Annotated in this window: 18 protein-coding genes and 1 pseudogene; 11 read left to right on the forward strand and 8 right to left on the reverse strand. The window is 59.1% G+C overall.

What is annotated here, in order from left to right; genetic code table 11:
• Nucleotides 1-49 precede the first annotated feature (49 nt).
• Nucleotides 50-541, forward strand: a complete 492-nt coding sequence (locus tag MOV75_RS02150) for a helix-turn-helix domain-containing protein (protein ID WP_246918182.1) — start codon at nt 50-52, stop codon at nt 539-541.
• Between the two features lie 202 nt (nt 542-743).
• Here MOV75_RS02150 and grxD read toward each other — a convergent pair whose 3' ends face one another.
• A complete protein-coding gene (gene grxD, locus MOV75_RS02155) occupies nt 744-1,073 on the reverse strand; it encodes a Grx4 family monothiol glutaredoxin (RefSeq protein ID WP_246918185.1) in 330 nt (109 codons plus the stop codon).
• Nucleotides 1,074-1,369: 296 nt separating this feature from the next.
• Between grxD and MOV75_RS02160 the strand changes: the two genes are divergently transcribed.
• Both MOV75_RS02160 and MOV75_RS02165 read left to right on the forward strand, forming a co-directional pair.
• Nucleotides 1,370-3,067: a long-chain-fatty-acid--CoA ligase gene (locus MOV75_RS02160; RefSeq protein ID WP_247004720.1), complete on the forward strand. Its 1,698-nt coding sequence runs from the start codon at nt 1,370-1,372 to the stop codon at nt 3,065-3,067.
• Nucleotides 3,068-3,264: 197 nt separating this feature from the next.
• Entirely contained in the window at nt 3,265-3,723 is a 459-nt protein-coding gene (locus MOV75_RS02165; protein ID WP_246918189.1) for a helix-turn-helix domain-containing protein, read from the forward strand.
• A gap of 63 nt (nt 3,724-3,786) precedes the next feature.
• On the opposite strand, the gene MOV75_RS02170 is transcribed toward MOV75_RS02165, so the two are convergent.
• Nucleotides 3,787-4,764 (reverse strand): NAD(P)H-binding protein, encoded by a 978-nt coding sequence (locus tag MOV75_RS02170; RefSeq protein WP_247004722.1) that lies wholly within the window; start codon nt 4,762-4,764, stop codon nt 3,787-3,789.
• Between the two features lie 66 nt (nt 4,765-4,830).
• Complete coding sequence (locus MOV75_RS02175) at nt 4,831-5,721, reverse strand: alpha/beta fold hydrolase (RefSeq protein ID WP_247004730.1); 891 nt, start codon at nt 5,719-5,721, stop codon at nt 4,831-4,833.
• A gap of 272 nt (nt 5,722-5,993) precedes the next feature.
• Between MOV75_RS02175 and MOV75_RS02180 the strand changes: the two genes are divergently transcribed.
• The gene (locus MOV75_RS02180) at nt 5,994-6,662 is read left to right on the forward strand and encodes a TetR/AcrR family transcriptional regulator (protein ID WP_246918193.1); all 669 of its coding nucleotides are present in this window, start codon (nt 5,994-5,996) and stop codon (nt 6,660-6,662) included.
• A 101-nt stretch (nt 6,663-6,763) separates the two neighbouring features.
• Here MOV75_RS02180 and MOV75_RS02185 read toward each other — a convergent pair whose 3' ends face one another.
• Nucleotides 6,764-7,696 (reverse strand): LysR substrate-binding domain-containing protein, encoded by a 933-nt coding sequence (locus MOV75_RS02185; RefSeq protein ID WP_246918194.1) that lies wholly within the window; start codon nt 7,694-7,696, stop codon nt 6,764-6,766.
• 331 nt (nt 7,697-8,027) lie between these two features.
• Between MOV75_RS02185 and MOV75_RS02190 the strand changes: the two are divergent.
• The 7 genes and pseudogenes from MOV75_RS02190 to MOV75_RS02220 form a co-directional block, all read left to right on the forward strand.
• A pseudogene (locus tag MOV75_RS02190) lies at nt 8,028-8,222 on the forward strand (ABC transporter substrate-binding protein); the annotation flags it as partial.
• A gap of 33 nt (nt 8,223-8,255) precedes the next feature.
• Entirely contained in the window at nt 8,256-9,212 is a 957-nt protein-coding gene (locus MOV75_RS02195) for a hypothetical protein (protein ID WP_246918196.1), read from the forward strand.
• 529 nt (nt 9,213-9,741) lie between these two features.
• Complete coding sequence (locus tag MOV75_RS02200; protein WP_247004724.1) at nt 9,742-10,563, forward strand: class II aldolase/adducin family protein; 822 nt, start codon at nt 9,742-9,744, stop codon at nt 10,561-10,563.
• 37 nt (nt 10,564-10,600) lie between these two features.
• Nucleotides 10,601-11,392, forward strand: coding sequence for a class II aldolase/adducin family protein (locus MOV75_RS02205; protein ID WP_247004726.1), 792 nt, complete (start codon nt 10,601-10,603; stop codon nt 11,390-11,392).
• 172 nt (nt 11,393-11,564) lie between these two features.
• Nucleotides 11,565-12,776, forward strand: coding sequence for an ABC transporter substrate-binding protein (locus MOV75_RS02210; protein WP_246918199.1), 1,212 nt, complete (start codon nt 11,565-11,567; stop codon nt 12,774-12,776).
• Nucleotides 12,777-12,894: 118 nt separating this feature from the next.
• Nucleotides 12,895-13,839, forward strand: a complete 945-nt coding sequence (locus MOV75_RS02215; RefSeq protein ID WP_246918200.1) for a ketopantoate reductase family protein — start codon at nt 12,895-12,897, stop codon at nt 13,837-13,839.
• Between the two features lie 20 nt (nt 13,840-13,859).
• On the forward strand, nt 13,860-15,023 hold the full coding sequence (locus tag MOV75_RS02220) for a lactate 2-monooxygenase (protein WP_247004728.1): 1,164 nt from the start codon (nt 13,860-13,862) through the stop codon (nt 15,021-15,023).
• Here the strand turns inward: MOV75_RS02220 and MOV75_RS02225 are convergent, their stop codons facing one another.
• The 4 genes from MOV75_RS02225 to MOV75_RS02240 form a co-directional block, all read right to left on the reverse strand.
• Nucleotides 15,024-15,902 (reverse strand): alpha/beta fold hydrolase, encoded by an 879-nt coding sequence (locus MOV75_RS02225; protein ID WP_246918210.1) that lies wholly within the window; start codon nt 15,900-15,902, stop codon nt 15,024-15,026. It lies immediately after the preceding gene.
• 134 nt (nt 15,903-16,036) lie between these two features.
• A complete protein-coding gene (locus tag MOV75_RS02230; protein WP_246918204.1) occupies nt 16,037-17,197 on the reverse strand; it encodes an iron-containing alcohol dehydrogenase in 1,161 nt (386 codons plus the stop codon).
• A 304-nt stretch (nt 17,198-17,501) separates the two neighbouring features.
• Nucleotides 17,502-17,759, reverse strand: coding sequence for a DUF3551 domain-containing protein (locus MOV75_RS02235; protein WP_246918206.1), 258 nt, complete (start codon nt 17,757-17,759; stop codon nt 17,502-17,504).
• 48 nt (nt 17,760-17,807) lie between these two features.
• The coding region (locus tag MOV75_RS02240; RefSeq protein WP_246918209.1) for an efflux RND transporter permease subunit at nt 17,808-18,326 on the reverse strand (519 nt) is incomplete at its 5' end.

An 18,326-nucleotide genomic window follows, 5' to 3' on the forward strand; every position in this document is an offset into this window, starting at 1 on the left:
GGTACCTCTGCCGGGTGCCTTTGTGTGACTGTGAATGGGCCAATGACGGATGCGATTGAAAAGCTTTGAAGGAATGGCGTGTTCGATCGCCGGCGTACTGGACGCCGTCGGGGACCGCTGGGCCTTTTTGATCCTACGTGACCTCTCGTTGGGGATAAGCAGGTACGAGGATCTGAGGAAGTCGAGCGGCATTACGCATGCCACCCTGTCTGATCGGCTAAAACATCTCGAACGAAACGGATTGATCGAGCGTCGTCTCTATCAGACTGGACCCGATCGTTATGAGTATTTCCTGTCCATACGAGGCTGGGACGTGGCTCTCGTGATTCAGGCGCTCGCTCAGGTCGGCGACAAATGGGCAGTGACCGGGAGCGCCGGCCCTCCACTCGAATTCATCAACAAGAGCGGGGGCAGCCGGGTGAAGCTAGCGATTGTTGATGAAGATACGGGTGCGATGGTCCGCTTGAGGGATGTTCGGCCGAAGGCCGGCCCGGGCGCCGACGACCTGGTGAGATGGCGGATATCCAAAGTCGCACCATAGCGGTCGAACAGGCTTGTGGCTCGGCGGGCGCCTATGGTGTCGCCGGTCGTTCAATCGCGAACCAGAGGTGAGCTACGTCCTTGCAACGAGTATTGCAATCGGGCGCTTGGACGATCAGCGTCCTGAGCTGCTGGCGCCGCTGGCATCATGACAAATGAAAGGGCCCGCCAAGCAGGCGGGCCTTGGTGTTGTTGCGGCTAGCTCAGGACGAGTGCGCGACTTGCTGCTCTTGCGACAGCAAGTGTTGCAATTCGCCCGACTGGAACATTTCCGTGACGATGTCACAGCCGCCGACGAATTCGCCGCGCACGTAGAGTTGCGGAATCGTCGGCCAATCCGAGTACGCCTTGATTCCTTGCCGCAATTCCTCGGACTGGTAGATGTCGTGCGACTTGTACGTCACGTCCAGATGATCGAGGATCCGAACGACCTGAGCCGAAAATCCGCAGGCCGGCGAGCTCGGCGATCCCTTCATGAACAGCACGACTTCGTTTGCATTGACCTCGCTGGTTATGAAGTCTGCGATCGTCATCGGTCTTCTCCTGCCGTCTGTCAGCCCCAGGTCGATATAATTCGCTGAGAACGAAAGGGCGCCCTGGCGGATACGCCCTTTGCGATCAACGTGGTCAGCCGAGCGAGATCTCTCGCGGACCCGGCTTCGCTTCCCGAACGAGCAGGATGTCACTTGAATTTTAATAGAAAGTCAATACTGAAAAGGAACTTGGGAATTCGAGGTCCCGGGCTAATATCGTCGCTCGGATAACCGAGGCTGGCGCATTCGGCGGACAGATCGAGGCCACAAAGTCGGTCCGTACCAAGGGGGAAAACGTGCAACGGTTCTGGCTGGAGAATTATCCCGACGGCGTGCCGGCGGATATCAACGTCGATCAATTTCCGTCATTGATCGAAATGTTTGAAGCGAGCTTTGCGAAATTTGGAGACCGTAAAGCGGCCATCTGCATGGACAAGGCAATCACCTACCGCGAGCTCGACGAGATGTCGGGTGCAATCGGCGCCTACCTGCAGAGCAAGGGCCTGGCAAAAGGAAGCCGGGTTGCGGTGATGATGCCGAACGTTCTCCAAAATCCGATTGCTGGCGCGGCGGCTTTGCGCGCGGGCTGCACGGTTGTGAACGTCAACCCTCTCTACACGCCTCGAGAGCTCGAGCATCAGCTGATCGATTCGGGCGCGGAAGCGATCTTCATACTCGAGAACTTTGCTTCGACCTTGGAAAAAGTGCTGCCAAGAACGAACGTCAAGCACATCGTCATTTGCTCGATTGGGGAGTTGCTCGGTCCAAAGGGGATTCTCGTAAACCTTGTCGTGCGCAAGGTGAAGAAGATGGTCCCTGCCTATGCGCTTCCGAGCGCCGTCTCGTTCAAGAATGCGCTGTCGGCAGGCCGGAAGATGAAATTGAGGAGGCCTGATATCGGCCCAGACGACGTTGCCTTCCTGCAATACACAGGAGGCACCACCGGCGTCTCGAAAGGAGCGACCTTGCTCCATCGCAATTTGGTGGCCAACGTCCTTCAAATTTATGCCTGGAGCGAGCCTGCCTTCCGCAGTGTTCCCGCAGGCGAACCTTTGCTGACGGTCTGCGCGCTGCCGCTGTATCATATCTTCGCGCTTACCGTTTGCTTCTTATTCTCGGTGCGGATCGGCGGCGCCAATCTTCTTATCGTAAATCCGCGGGATATCGATGGCTTCGTCAAGGAGCTCCGCAAATACAAGATTCACAGTTTTCCGGCCGTCAACACGCTGTTCAATGGGCTCCTGCGCCATCCCGACTTCAAGAACGTGGATTTTTCGCAGCTGCGGATGGCGATCGGTGGAGGAATGGCAATTCAAAAGGCTGTCGCGGACAAGTGGCTCGCGGTGACGGGCTGTGTCCTTTCCGAAGGCTACGGACTTTCCGAGACGTCGCCGACGCTGACGGCCACGTTGCCGACCATGACGGAGTTCTCCGGCACGATCGGCTTGCCGCTTCCTTCGACCTATATCTCGATCCGCGACGACGACGGAAACGAGGCCCCGATCGGAGAAGCCGGCGAGATCTGTGGAAAAGGCCCACAGGTGATGCCCGGCTACTGGAACAGGCCTGATGAGACCGCCCGGGTGATGACCGCTGACGGGTTCTTCCGAACGGGTGACATCGGCGTCATGTCGGCCGACGGCTTCACCAAGATTGTGGACCGCAAGAAGGACATGATCATCGTTTCGGGCTTCAATGTTTACCCGAACGAAGTGGAAGCGGTCATCTCGAGTCACCCAGGGGTGCTGGAGTGTGCCGCTATCGGTGTGCCGGACGCGAAATCCACCGAGGCGGTGAAAGTCTTTGTTGTTCGTGCCGACCCTCAGCTGACCGCGGAGGAACTCGTCAGTTTTGCCGGGACCCAGTTGACGCCATACAAGGTTCCGAAGCTGATCGAGTTCAGGTCTGAACTCCCGAAGAGCAATGTCGGGAAGATCTTGCGCCGCGAGCTGAGGAGTGGAGCGCAAGTAGGCGGCGGGCCGCAGGCTTCATGAGAGCTGGGCGGAGAACTTCACGTCACCACAAGGACGAAGATTGATCGACAGGCGCGGGAGGTGTTGCAAGCGCCTGGCCCGTGACTTCGGAGCTGCGACCGTGCCAGAGGACCATGGCTCTCGGCACATTGGCGTAGTTCCAATTCCTGGAATATTGACTATATTTGGACAAGATAAGGACTTTAGGACCCATTTGGATGGCAAGAAATAGCCTCGACGTAACTTGTCCGGTAGCCCGTACGCTCGACATCGTCGGCGCGCGGTGGACGCTCCTCATCATCAGGGACTTGCTTCCTGGCACCATGCGCTTTCAGGATCTTCAGGAGCGTCTGCCCCGCATGGCTCCAAATGTGCTCTCCGATCGCTTAAAGATCCTTGAGGAACACGGCCTCGTGCGCCGCGAGTTCTACAGCGATCACCCTCCCAGAGCTGCCTATACCTTGACGGATCCGGGCCGCGAGCTCGGCGTCATCGTATTGGCTCTCGGTCGATGGGGCCTGCGGCACCTCGGTGGGAAATTGAACCCCGGCCTGCAGCACGATGAGTGCTTCCGGCACCTGCAGCAAGCCTCCGAGGCCTTGATCCGCCGTCCGGTGCAACGAGTGAAATCCGGAGGCAAGTCGGCGGCGAAGGGAGCGAGAGACGCAAGGAATTGAGCCGCGAGCCACCATGCGAGTGGTCCGGGATGTAGCTTCAGAAAGCATTTGTCTCGATCAGCCTTAACCGCGGGCTTCGAGGAGCCGGGGCGATCGCTCCAAGGCCCATCTGAAGCTCTTCGGAGCGCGTCCGAGCAGATGTTCGAGCTCGCCGGTGACGGCCTCATACCGTCCACTTGCGGCCAGACGGGTGATAGTCCTCAGGTGCTCCGCGGTGTGCGGAACGCGAGTTGCCAGTGCTCCATTGATGTAGGCCTCGATCCAGGCGTTCAGATCCTGAGGAACGTAGGAAACGGGCCTTCCCAACGTCGCGGCGTAATCCCCGGCGAAGCCCTGCATGTCCTTCGCCTCCGGGCCGGTGAGCTCGTAGGTTTTTGATACGTGCGCCGACGGATCGATGAGGATCTTGGTGCAGACCTCGGCAACGTCGTAGGCGGCAATCGGGGCGATCTTGTGCTTGCCGAAGGGGAGGTGAAGCTCGCCTGCACTCAGCAACTGCTTGAGCGGAAACCAGGCGAGAATCGGATTTTCAACGAACATCGTAGCTCGGATATTGACGACCGGCAGACCGCACCAATTCAGAGCTTGTTCGGAGGCCCAATGGGCTCTCTGCTGCGGCGACCAGTCGGTGACAAGTCCTCCCAACCACTCCCGCCGTGCCTCAAAAGGGGCCGTCATCCGCGTGAAGTCCATATAGGACTGCTCGAACTCGGAAATATTGAGAAAAACCTCGAGGTCTCCTTGGGCTCGCGCGGCGGCTGCCATCAAGATCGTTGCGTCGGTGTAATAGGGGTTCAAGCTCATGCTGAAGTAGACCCGGCGACAGCCCTTCAGGGCGGCCGCAACATCAGCGACGTTGAGTAGATCCCCCACGAATATCTCGGCGCCGAGCTTTCGAAGCGCTTGTGCCCTCTCGTCGTCCTTACGTACGAAGGCACGCACCGGATGCTTCTTCTCGATGAGCATGTTGATCATCGTTTTGCTGATGGAGCCCACGTCTCCGCCGGCACCGGTAATCAAGATGGGACACTGTTTGGACATCGCCTCTTCCTATTGGAGGACCTGACTGGGTTTGAACGGAAAGGCAGGCCGCGCGGCGCCTTGCCATCAGCTCTTGAGGAAAGGCAAAATGCGGCTCAAAACCGCCTCGGGCTCTTCGAGATGCAGGAAATGGCCGACGCCGGGCATCACGACGCGTTCGAAGCCTTTCGTGAACGCTGCAGCCATGTCGTCGCTGAGCCGCGCTGACATGCAGCCGTCCTCCTCCCCGTGTAGATAAAGAGTTGGGACGGCAATCGGGCCGTTCGCGCGAGCTTCGAGGGCCTGCGCTTCCACTTCGGGTGGCGGGGTAAACAATTGCCTGTAGTAGGCGAGCGTCTGGGGCACGACTCCGGGTTGTCTGAACGTTTCGATCAGCGCCATGCGATCCGAAGCCGGCATCGTGTAGCCGGGCGACCACTCCCGCCAAAGTCGATCGAGGAAAGCGAAGTCGTTGAGCTGAACGGCCGGTTCGGCAAAACGCGTGTGGAAGAAGAACATGTACCAGCTTCGTCGCTGTTGATCTCCGTCGGCGACGAACGCCTGCGACAAGCCTTTCCCATAGGGGACCGCCAGCCCTACAAGCTTGCGGATCCGCGACGCATCGAGACTTGCCGCGGAATAGGCCGCCCGTGCCCCAAAATCGTGACCGATGACGTAAGCCTGCTCGACGCCCAAAGCTTCGATGAGGGCGAGGACGTCCTGTCCGATGGCAGCGGCACGGTAGGATCCGTCGGGTGCGGCGCCACCGGCCCAAAATCCGCGCAGCGCCGGAGCAACGGCCCGATATCCCTCCTGCGCGAGACGGCCTAGGACGTGAACCCAGCTTTGCGAATGATCGGGAAAGCCGTGCAAGCATAGCACCAGCGGGCCGTCGCCGACTTCGAGGACTGGAAACTCCAGTCCGTTGGCTCGAACCACCCGCTTGCGGACCTCGTTCGACCCAAAGTTCTGGCCCATCTGCACCGGAGCACCGGGGCGATCGGGCGAAGGCGCAGCAGTCCTTGTCATTGCCAGGTCCTCGTGAAATCTGGATGATGCTTATCATCCAGAGCCGGAGGTGCGTAATTCATTGTTGAATAGGCGTGGCAGCAGCTTTGCCGTGTTGGGCTGCACTGGGTTGAATTACGGTGAGCCGGAGTGGCGATTGGACCAGCAGAGGGCCGCACACGGGGCGCGGGGATGTGGTCGCGTATTTCGATCGGCCAATCGCTCGTTGATGGCGAGACATTATGCGGTACGAGAAAGGTCATGGAGCCGGAACGTCGGCCCGTATCGTTGAGTGCGCTTCGGCGCGCATTCGCGAGCGGGGGATCGAAAGCATCAAGGTCGCCGGGCTCATGAAGTCTGCCGGTCTGACGCACGGCGGCTTCTATCTCCATTTCAAATCTCGTCGTGATCTGATCGAAAGAGCTTTCGCCCGGGCCATGGACGGATCGGTGGAGCAATGGCGGAAGCTGGCGGATCGCTCAAGTCGGGACGAACTGCTTTCGAGCATCGTCGACTACTACCTCACGGATCGGCAGCGTAACGATGCCGCGGGCGGTTGCGCGCTTCCCTCGCTCGGTGCCGAGGCCTCGCGAGCCGGTGTTGGCATCAAAAGGACGTTTTCAAGCGGCTTGAGGGAGATCATTGACCTCCTGTCGGAGGACGTGAACGGCCCGTCGAAGCGAGAAGCGATTGCCATCGTATCCGAGATCGTGGGTGCCTTGCTGTTGGCCCGGGCGGTGAATCATCCGGGATTCTCATCGGAAATAATGAGCGTGGCTCGCGAGTATGTTCTGGGCAACCAGCGGCAGGTCCTCGGAATCGCGAAAGTGCCGCGTAAATTCTCGACGCGGACCAAGCGCCCGAATGCGAAGAGGCCGCAGAAGCGCGAAAAATCCAAGCATCTGCCGTGAAGAAGACCCACAAGGCCTGTGTTGCGGAGCCAGCGAACTCGGCACTGTGCAATACGCCGGATAGCGGAGTTGGACAGAACTCGCTCAAGAACCTCGATTGTTTAAACGCCCAACTTCCTTGAATCAGTCTCCAAGGCCTTGGCCACCACCTTCAGCCATTTGTGGACGGCCTTGATCTTCTCAGACGAGCCGTCGACCCCCCGGTGGGTGAAGTAGAAGTCCCTCAGCGCCATGCTTTTCGAGCCCCATTGTGCCATGACTGTCAGGGCGCCGCTGCTGACCAGCGGAGCGATCAGGGGAAAAGGCGCCAGCACGACGCCCATCGATGACCTGGCCATCTGTATGGCCGTCAAAAGGCTGTCGCCGACCAGGTCCGGTTCCTTAGTGGCGACCTGTGGTTCGTACTCCTCGAACCATCTTGGCCAGAGTTCTGGCGCCGTGGCGACCTTTATCAATGGCAGCTTCGTCAAGTCTTCCGGGTGCTGAATTGGGGCGAAGCGATCCAATAGCTTCAGGTCCGCGCATGGGGCAGCGCGCGACCTGAGCAGCCTGTGATAGGTCAGGCTGCCGAAGGGCGGCTCGCCGAATTGGACCGCGGCATCGATGTTGTCTCTCTCGAAATCGGCCAGTGTATTCTTGGCCTCCAGTCTCAAATCAAGCCCCGGATTATCGATGCGGAATCTCTCAAGGTGAGGGAGCGCAGCAAGCATCGCGAACGTAGGGGTTACGCTAACCCGGACGATAGGACCCCGCTTTCTATCCTCCAAGAGGTCGCTTGCGCGAAACAATTCGTTGAAGGCGCTCAGGACGGCACTGGCATAGATCGCCCCGTTTTCAGTGAGTTCGATGTTCCGGCCGTTGCGCTGAACCAGTTGAATCCCGAAGTGCGCTTCGAGCGTGCGAATTTGATGCGTGATCGCGGACGGCGTGAGGTTCAGACTTTCGGAAGCAAGTTTCACGCTGCCTGAGCGTGCAAGAGCTTCGAATGCGCGCAGGCTTGCCAAGGGGGGGAGAGGTGATGGTGCATTCGACATTTTGTCGTGAGCCTGATTCAACGATCCGCAATCGAATTCAGTTGTGTTCCTGCTGTCTGTTGGCCAGCTTAGCGGAAGCAAGCGACGCTCCATAGCGCAATTTAGACCTTTATGGGCGCCGTCGAAAAAAGGCTGCGCCTTCTACAACGATCACAGTCTTTATGAGGACTACGGCCGGGCGCGGTCGAACTGGACGATTTCCAAGGAGAAGCTCGTCTTTTCAGTCACGCTTCTCAGGCGCATCGATGGACGACCCGCCCTTTACCGACTTCACGAGCCGGTTCGTCAACTCTCGTTAGCGGATGGCATGACGCGGCCGGCCCGAGAGCTTCCCGTCGGCGCCAATCGCGGTTATGTCGGCCTCACGAGCGAGCCTGCTCTGCTCAATGACGTCAATAAAGTGCTGACTGATTTGCAGACTACAGGAACAGTGGCGGAATTGGGCCGGGCAGCGGGCTTGACTTATCTTCCGCCACGCGAGCCGGCAATCCTGGGGGAAGCGTGGCTCAAGACCCCTCAGAAGTGAACGTCGACCATACACGCTAACTCGGAGGAGCGCATGTCAGTTAAGAATACCGACTTGTTTCAAAACCTCGCCCGAATGGCCGTCGCAGCGATGGTGAGCATAGCCGGGGCCTCATTTGCAAATGAGGCTCGATCGCAGATCGCGATTCCATCTGGCTCCCCGTTTCCCGAAAGCCTGGCAGCGACAACGGATGGAACGCTCTTCGTCAGCAGCCTGACTAACGGCGGGATTGCGCGCGCAAAGCCCGGCGCCTCCGAGGCCGAAGCCTGGATCAAGCCCGGGACATTCGATACGCGATCGACATTCGGCGTTCTCGCCGACGAGAAATCAGGCCTTCTTTGGGTCTGTTCGAACGATGCCACCCCGCTCGGCGTCAAAGGTCCCAACACGATCGAGGGCTCGTTCGTCAAGGGATTTGATCTCAAGACCGGAGAGGGAAAAATCAGCGCCCAATTGCCCGCGAAACCCTCGATCTGTAACGATCTCGCGATTGGGCCGGACGGCGCGCTATACGTCACGAATACCCTGCAGCCACAGATCCTTCGCTTGAAGAAGGGGTCTTCCGAGCTTGATATCTGGGTCCAAGACGACAAGCTGAAGGGTGGCCTTGATGGGATTGCCTTCGGACAGGATGGAGCCTTGTACGTCAACACCTTCCAAAGCGGCGAACTCTTCCGCATCGAAGCCAAATCGGGAGTCGCCGGCGCGGTCACGAAGCTTGAGACATCACGCCCGATCAAGTTTCCGGACGGTCTTCGGGCAGACAAGACCGGGTTCGTGATGGTGGAGGGTGCCGGTCCGCTTTCGAGGGTCACGATCGTCGGGGACCGGGCCGAAATTGACACGATCAAAGAATTCGCTGGACCAACAGGAGTCGCGCGCGTCGGCAATATGCTTTGGGTCGTGGAAGGCCAGATCGGCTATCTCATGGATCCCTCCAAGAAGGGCCAGACGCCGACCTTCCAGTTGCGTTCAATCGACGCTCCCTGACCAACACGCCCCCCGGAGCTCTGCCGGGGTGGCAGTAGAAGTCTGACATTTGCGGCGGTCGTCCATCGATGGAGCTCGCTACTGGCGAGCCACACGCGGGAAGAAATTTCAGCGACGAATCTTGGCTCGACTTAAGACCAACTCTTGGCCCCCGCCTCGAACTACACGACGTGCTGGGATATCCGTATCTCGGGACGCAGCCATCTGATGTCCCAGCATGGCTCCGAATTGCGTCGACCAGCGGCATCAGAGTTGCCGCTGCGACGACCAGTCTGCGAGTGTTGATACATCGAGGTCGAGGCCTTCCGGCCTGAGACGTCGCGCTGACGATAGATCGGCATCACCAGCCGCTGAGCGCAGTTCAACGATCCACAATCGATTTCAATTGTCTTTTCGCTGCTTGCTGCCAGCTTAGCGGCAGCAGCGGACATTCCATAGCTGAACCCGAACTCTTATCAGCGCGGCGTCGAACAATCTCCGAACTGTGCCGCGGCCCCTTGCGCGGCATACTGAATACGAAGGAAAAGCGATGAACCAACATCACCTACAGGATCAACATGCTGGAGCCGTAACCAAGATCGGTGCGGGGCTGCCACAGCCTCCTGTCTTCAAGTCCTTGGCTGAAGAGAGGCAGCACAGAAAGGAACGGCTGGCTGCCGGACTGAGGCTCTTTGCGAAGTTCGGATTCGATGAGGGTGTCGCGGGCCACATCACCGTGCGTGACCCCGAGTTCACGGACACGTTCTGGGTCAACGGCTTCGGGATGAGCTTCGGTTTGATCAAGGCGTCGGATCTCATTCGGGTCAATCACAAGGGCGAGGTCGTCGAGGGCAACCATCCCGTCAATGCCGCAGCTTTCGCGATTCACGCAAGCGTTCATGCGGCTCGTCCAGATTCGATCGGTGCGGCGCATTCGCACTCCACGTATGGCCGGGCGTTCTCAACGCTGGCTCGGAAGCTGGAGCCGATTACGCAGGACGCCTGCGCTTTCTACAACGATCATGCCCTGTACGAAGACTACGGTGGCGTGGCGGTCGAAGTGGACGAAGGCGAGCAAATCGCCCAGGCGCTGGGGTCGCACAAGGCGGCTATCTTGCAGAACCATGGACTTTTGACCGTCGGACAGAGCGTGGATGAGGCGGTCTGGTGGTTCATCACGATGGAGCGGTCGTGCCAGGTTCAACTACTTGCCGAGGCGGCGGCGGCGAGAACCGGCCAAGCTCTCAAGATCATTCCCGAACAATCTGCCAAACAGGCTTTCGCTATCCTCGGTTCGTCCAGGACAGGGTGGTTTCAATTCCAGACCTTGTACTCGAAGATCGTAAAAGAACAGCCGGATCTGCTCAACTGAGGTGCCGGCCAACGACAAAGGGCCTTGGAGGGATCGCATGAACATCCAAACTTCATCTGGAGACATCAGCCGAAATGCCGTGGCCGCCGAAGAGCGGCTGGTCCGCGAGGACCTCGCTGCCCTCTATCATATCTTTTTCGATCTAGGCTGGTGCGAGCACATCTACAATCACATCACGGCCCGCGTGCCGGGTCCTGATAAGCACTTTCTGATCAATTCGTTTGGGTTGGCGTACAACGAAGTCACGGCCTCCAATCTCATCAAAATCGATCTTGACGGGCACAAAGTTGTGGACCTTCCGGGGCGCGTCAACGCGCCAGGCTTCACGATCCATTCCTCGGTTCATGCCGCGCGCGATGACGCTCATTTCATTGCCCACACGCATACGACGGCCGGTGTTGCTGTTGCATGCACGGAAGACGGGCTCTCGCATCACACCTTTTACGGCGCGATGCTCTATGGGCAAATTGCGTATCACGATTTCGAGGGCATTTCGACGGATCTCGGCGAGCGCGAGCGTCTCGTAAAATCGCTCGGCAACAAGAACTACATGATCCTGAGGCATCACGGTCTTCTGACCTGCGGGAGGACTGCCGCGGAGGCGCTGTTCCGCATGACGATCCTGCAACGCGCATGCGAAGTGCAACTCGCGGCTGCAACGTTCGGCAAGAGCTGGCGGCCGTTGTCGGAAGAGATTTTGCATCGTACGACGCGCCAGATGCAGAGCGAGGTTGCAAAGGGCTTCGACGAGAAAGCCTCCTTTGGGCAAGATTCATTCGAGGCTTATCGTCGCGCGCTGGATGCGAAGGGTGCGTGCTACAGGGACTGAAGCGCGCCTACCGCGAGGTTTTCGCGCGGGGGGCTGCCGAACATTGATTGTTGGAAGACAGCAAGGACGAGTCAAAGCCGATCTTAATATGTGCGCAACCCCGCCGTCAGATGCGGGGGCGGAATGGAAACGCCATTGACGCCGAGAGCGTCTCATTGTGGGGAAAGTATCGATGTGGAAGAAAAGAGTCGTGCTCGCGACGCTGATGCTTGCAATCGCGCCGGTGTCCTTTGCGCAGAAGGCCGCGGCCGAGGATCCAGTCGGGGTTACCGCAACGGAGATCAAGGTCGGCGCGACGTTTCCTTTCAGTGGTCCTGCCTCGGCCTACGGCAATTTAGGCAAGGCATTGATGGGCTATGTCGAGTTTATCAATGACAAAGGAGGAGTTAACGGCCGCAAGATCAAGCTGATTGCACTCGACGATGCCTACTCGCCGAGCAAATCTGTCGAACAGACCCGCAAGCTGGTGGAAAGCGAGGAGGTCGCATTTTTGTTCAGCCCGCTTGGGACGGCAAGCATTTCTGCGAACGTGAAATACGCCAACTCCAGAAAGGTGCCGCACCTCTTCGTTCTTTCAGGCGCGAACAAATTCACCAATCATGCCGAGTATCGTTACACCACGACCGGGCTGCCGAGCTACGATACCGAGGGTAGGGTGTATGCGAAATTCATAACCGAAAAGATGCCGGGCTCGCGCATCGCCATCCTCTACCAGAACGATGATCTCGGGAAGGATTTTGTCGGCGCTTTCCGCTCCTACATGAAGGACGATTTCGGCAAGCTGGTCGTGACCAAACCCTACGAGGCGACCGATCCGACCGTCGATTCTCAGGTCGTGTCGCTCAAGAGCTCGGGAGCGGAAGCGTTCTTTATCGCGGGGTCGCCGAAGTTCACGGCGCAGGCTCTCCGTAAAATCCGCGAAATCGGCTGGAACCCTCTGACGCTCATTATCAATTCAACCACCTCCGTAGCGGGTACGCTTGCGGCGGCAGGCCTCGACAATGCCAAGGGGGTGGTATCCAGCACGTTCCTGAAGGATCCGATGGATCCGACATGGGAGCACGATCCTGGGGTAAAAAGCTATCGTGCGTTTCTGGCCAAATACGTTCCAGGCGGCGATGTAGCAGAGACGCTCTACATTGCCGGTGTCGTCCAAGGCGAAATACTCGAGAAGATTCTCAGGCAGTGCGGCGATGACCTGACGCGCGAAAACATCATGAAGCAGGCACTGAACTTGAGGAACTTCTCACCTTCGATGGCGCTCCCCGGCAGCGCCATCAATACCGGCGAGAACAATAATCAGGCGTGGACCTCGCTCCAGCTCGAGAGCTTCGACGGGAAAAGCTGGATCCCCTTTGGGAAGCTTGTCAGCACCGCGGACTAGGCGCGCCTGTCTGCAAGGCGACGGTCACTGAGGCGCCACTATTGCGCTGCGGAGCCGGACGCCAGGTCGTGCCTTCGGCACGGGACGACGATCTTGGACATCAAAGAGGAGATGAATCTTGCGGATACTGGTAATCGGAGCCGGCGCTCTGGGCGGATATTTCGGCGCGAGGCTTCTGGCAGCAGGGCGCAACGTCACGTTCCTGGTGCGACCCAAGCGTGCGGAAGCGCTCGCGAAGGGCGGGCTGGTGGTCAAGAGCAAGGTTGGCGATCTGCACCTGGCATCACCTCCGACCGTCACGTCCGAACGGCTGAATGGTCCGTATGATCTCATCATTGTGAGCTGCAAAGCCTACGATCTTGACGGCGCGATGGAGTCGTTTGCTCCGGCGGTGGGCAAGAACTCCGTCATCATACCTCTGTTGAATGGCATGCGTCATCTCGACGTGCTGAACGCCCGGTTCGGTGAACAGAACGTGTTCGGCGGCCAGTGTGCCATCTCAGCGTCGCTTTCGGCCGAGGGCGAGATTTTGCACATGACGGATCTGCACACGCTGAGCTTTGGCGAACAGAACAGGACGCGATCTGAACGTCGCGCCGAGATCGTCGGTGCTTTGTCGGGTGCCGGTTTTGACGCCGAACTCAGCGACGACATTCTGCAGGCCATGTGGGAGAAGTGGGTGATGATCGCCACCATCGCCGGCGCGACCTGCTTGATGCGCGCCTCGATGGGGGACATCGTAGCTGCCGGCGCGTCCGACGTGGTGATCGGGTTGCTTGACGAAGCCAGCGCAATCGCGGCCAAGCAGGGGTTTGGACCACGTCCGGCCTATATCGAGCGCGTTCGTTCCATTCTCACAACGCCGGGCTCTCCACTGATGGCCTCCATGGTACGCGATATCGAGCGAGGAGCACCGACCGAGGGCGATCATATTCTCGGCGATCTGCTCGGTCGCGTCGCGGGAGGCGAGGCCCCGGTCCTCCTCAGTACCGCCTATGCACATGTAAAGGCGTATGAGGCGCGTCGGGCACGAGAGAATCCGCGGCTGCGTTCTGCAGGATGACACGGCCTTGGGAGGTTGGGTTGGTCAATTACGGCGACTATCAGTTCGAAATCTATCGTTCGGGCTTGAACGGGGTGCTACCTAAGCTTCCGGTCGACTTTCGCGAACTCGAGTTACGGGCCCACGCCGCAATGCCGCCGGGGGTCGTATCCTACGTGGCAGGCGGCTGCGGGAATGAGCATACCCAAAATATCAACGTATCTGCATTTGAACGCTGGGGATTGATCCCACGCGCGTTCGTCGGCGCTGCCAAGCGGGACATATCGATCAATCTCTTCGGAATGCGGCTCCCGACACCCCTGTTTCTGTGCCCGATTGGCGTCATTGGTTTGTGCGCGCAGGATGGACAGGGTGATATTGCAACGGCAATGGCCGCACGCAAGCTTGGCGTGCCGATGATTGCATCAACCTTTAGCAACGCTCCGCTCGAAGAGGTTGCTTTGGAGTTCGGTGAGACGCCTGGCTTTTTCCAGCTGTATACGCCCACCGATCGTGCGCTTGCCGAGAGCTTGGTCCACCGGGCAGAGGCGGCCGGCTTCAAGGGGATCGTTGTGACCTTGGATACGTGGGTGACCGGGTGGCGTCCGCGCGATCTCAATCAGGCAAATTTCCCTCAGCTCCGCGGGCACGCCCTCGCCAACTATTTCTCTGACCCAGTATTTCGCGGCAGTCTCGCAAAGCCGCCTGAGAACGATGTTCCGGCTGCGATCATGAAGTGGGGGACGATCTTCGGACATCCGCTGACCTGGGATGATCTTCCGTGGTTGCGCTCGTTGACGAAACTGCCGTTGATCGTGAAAGGCATTTGTCATCCTGATGACGCGCGACGTGCCATCGACGCTGGCGTCGATGGCATTTACTGCTCGAACCACGGCGGCCGCCAGGCAAACAGCGGCATCGCGGCGCTGGACCTGCTGCCCGGCATCGTCAGGGCCTCCGGCAACACGCCCGTTCTTTTCGACTCGGGCATTCGCTCAGGCACGGATGTTGTCAAAGCTTTGGCGTTGGGCGCGACGGCCGTCGGCATCGGCCGGCCATACGCCTACGGCCTCGCGCTCGACGGCGTCGAGGGTATCGTTCACGTGTTGCGATGCATCTTGGCCGAGGCGGACTTGCTGATGGCCGTCGATGGATACCCTCGTATCGCCGATCTTCGGCAGTCGGCGCTGCTGCCAGTTGGCTGATCAGCCGGCGAGGAACTTCAGGATAGCTCGCTGCGTGGCATCTGGAGCTTCCTCGCACATGAAGTGCCCAGCCTCGACGGCTTCTCCCGTGACCTGCGGTGCCCAATGTTTCCAGACGATCAGCGGCTGGGCGCCCGAAGCGGCGATGCCGCGGCTTCCCCAGATAACATGGAGGGGCGTCGTAATCTTCCTCCCGGCATCAAGATCGCTTTTGTCATGGTCGAAGTCTGCATAGGCGCCGGCGCGGTAGTCTTCGCAAAGGCCATGCACGCGTTCGGGATCGCGCAACGCGTTGAGATAGTGTGCTACGGCCCGGGAATCGAAACCCTCCGCGAACACGGGGCCGAAGTATCCGTCCGGGTCTCGCGAGATCAGCGTCTCGGGTAAAGGATGAGGCTGAGCGAGAAACGTCCAGTGATAGATGCGAAGCGCCGAAAGGCGGCTTAGATTCGTCCAGTAATTGTAAGTAGGCAGTATGTCGAGGACGACAGCTCGCGAAAGGCGTTCGGGATGATCGAGCGTCAAACGATAGCCGACACGTCCTCCCCGGTCATGGCCAACTAGGGAGAAACGAGAGTGGCCGAGACTTTCCATCAGCTCGACCATCGCTCGGGCCATTGCCCGCTTCGTGTAAGGAGTATGGTCTGCGTCGGTCCTGGGAACGTCCGACGCGCCGTATCCCGGAAGGTCAGCGATCACGAGCGAAAACCGCTCGGCGAGTGCCGGAGCCAGATGATGCCACATCACATGGGTTTGAGGAAATCCATGCAATAGGAGAAGCGGCGGACCTTTACCGCCAACGCGCGCAAAAATGCGCCCCGAACTTGTTTTGGCATACACCGACTCAAATCCGGGAAACAAATCAGCGAGAGCAGTCATCTTCACTCCGTCTATTGATAGAAGTGGCTCGAAGACACGCGAGATCGACATCTGCAAAGGGCTTGCATCAAATTGACGCAAGCCGCCCCTCTGCCGATCGCACGCACTTCAGCCCTATCGCGAGAACGATTCAGTTAAGCGGCCATTCGCAGCAGATCGATGATATCGGCTTCGCTCTTGAACGGCCGCGGATTGGCCTGAACGAAGCGATGATTGATCGCAATCTTGCTGATCTTCTCGAACTTGTCTTCGCGGACGCCAACGTCGGCAAGACGCGTAGGTAGTCCGAGGGCTTTGACGAAGCTGCCAAAGGCATCGCCAGCTTCCATATCAGGGCTGCCGAGGGCTGCCGCCAAGCGCTTCTGCGCATCCTCGGTAAAAGCCTTGTTGTACCGAAGAAGGCTCGGCATGATGACGGGCGTGCAATAATAGTGAGGAACATCGAAAGTGCCGCCAAGCACGTGTCCGATGCCGTGGCTTGCCCCCATCGGAATGCGTGCCTGCAGACCGAAAGCGGCGAGCCATGAGCCTTGTTGCGACTGGCGTCGCGCTTCCAAATCATCCGGGTGCTGCAAGGTGCGTAGCATACCCTCGCGCAAAAGACGGATGCCCGCCAAGACCACTTCATCCGCCAATGGCGTGCCTGCCGGCGAGCACAGGGCTTCGATGCCGTGATCCATCGAGCGTGTCCCGGATCCCATCCACAGGTTCATGGGCGTATGAAGGCTGAGGTCGGGATCAAGAATGACTGCCACGGGTGACATCTGCGGGTGGAAGAATATCTGCTTCAGCTTTGTGCGTTCGTCCGTAACGAGCGCACCGGCATTGTACTCGCCGCCATTCAGTGTCGACGGCACTGCGATCTGCCGCACCTTGGGCGCACGGAATGGAGAGAAGGGCACGCCAGGCCCCATAACGAACGGGTCGAAACCCGCTTCATCGCGAATATCGTGCTCCATGGCCATGATGACGATTTTCGCGAGGTCGACTGCAGAGCCGCCGCCGACGGCTACGACCAGATCAGCTTGGGCGTCCCTTGCTTGACACGCGACCTCGGCGGCTTGCTTGCGGGTCGTGTGCTGCGCAATTCCATCGAAGGTCACCACATGCTTGTTGCCGAGCGCACTCCGGATCTTCTCGATCTCATCGGTCTTGGTATTCAAGGTTCGGCTAACCAAGAGGAAAACGCGCTTGGCTTCCAGCCGCATCGCCTCGTCATTCAACGCCTCGGCTGCAGGTTTGCCGTAAACGACCCGATCGATTTCAGGAAAGTTATGTATCCCAACCTTGCGCATTCGTTTCCCCTGGATTGTCTTTGAATGAGGTCACTTTAGTATTAATAGTGACTGGGTGCAACGGCCATCTTTTCTGGGATGGGATCGAGGCCAGTTCGTGCGGTCGCGAGCCACACAGCGCCAGCTGTAACGTGCGCGCCTGCGAGGGTAGTCAGGAAATTGCATCTCCGGCATTCTCACCCCGGGGAAAGCGTGATCCTGCCGGAAGGCAACACGTTCGGACCCGTGATGCGAGCGGTCGATCAGCCGAGCTACGCTTCGAGGAAGCCTCGCTCGGCCAGAACGTGTAGCGGCCAGCCTTGGTTCAGTTCACGGCCATCGCGGCTTCCCGGGCCGGGTAGGGGCTGCGAGCGCAGCTCCCACCGCGACCGGAAATTACGACGACGCACTGCTCGAGGGTGTCGAAGCTGCATGTCCTCATGTCTGAGGAATGGTCCTGAAGACAGTATCCGTAGGCGTTTGTCGAGGCTGCCGGTGCAACGCTCAAGTAGTCTGCGCCAGCCAGGCCGGCAAAGACAATCGAGAGAAGGGTGAATAGCTTGCTCAAGGTGATCTCCGGCACTCAGGCGGTCAGTGTTCTTGCGCGCCGAAGGACGGCGCGCTTTCCTTTTTATTCGGCGGCCAATGCCGGTCGTGCTTCGGCTTCTTCCACCGTATCCGCTTGCGTTCCATCTGCGGTCGGCTTGATCCGGAACCAGGTGGCATAGAGCGCGGGAAGGAACAGCAGGATCAGCACCGTTCCGACCGCGGTGCCGCCGATCAGCGTGTAGGCCATCGACCCCCAGAACACGGAATGCGTGAGCGGGATGAAGGCCAGCACGGCGGCCAATGCGGTGAGGATCACCGGCCTCGTGCGTTGCACCGTGGCCTCGATGACGGCGTGATAGTCGTCAAGGCCGGCGGCAAGGTTCTCCTTGATCTGTTCGGTCAGGATCAGCGTGTTGCGCATCAGGATCCCCGCCAGTCCGATCAGGCCCAGGATCGCGTTGAACCCGAACGGCTGGTTGAACAGGAGCAGTGCCGGCACGACGCCGACGAGGCCGAGCGGTCCCGTCAGGACGACCATCGCCATCGTCGAGAACGAGCGCACCTGCAGCATGACGACGATCAGCATCGCGGCAATCATGGC

It is taken from the genome of Bradyrhizobium sp. PRIMUS42 (genome assembly GCF_023006515.1).
Lineage (GTDB): Bacteria > Pseudomonadota > Alphaproteobacteria > Rhizobiales > Xanthobacteraceae > Bradyrhizobium.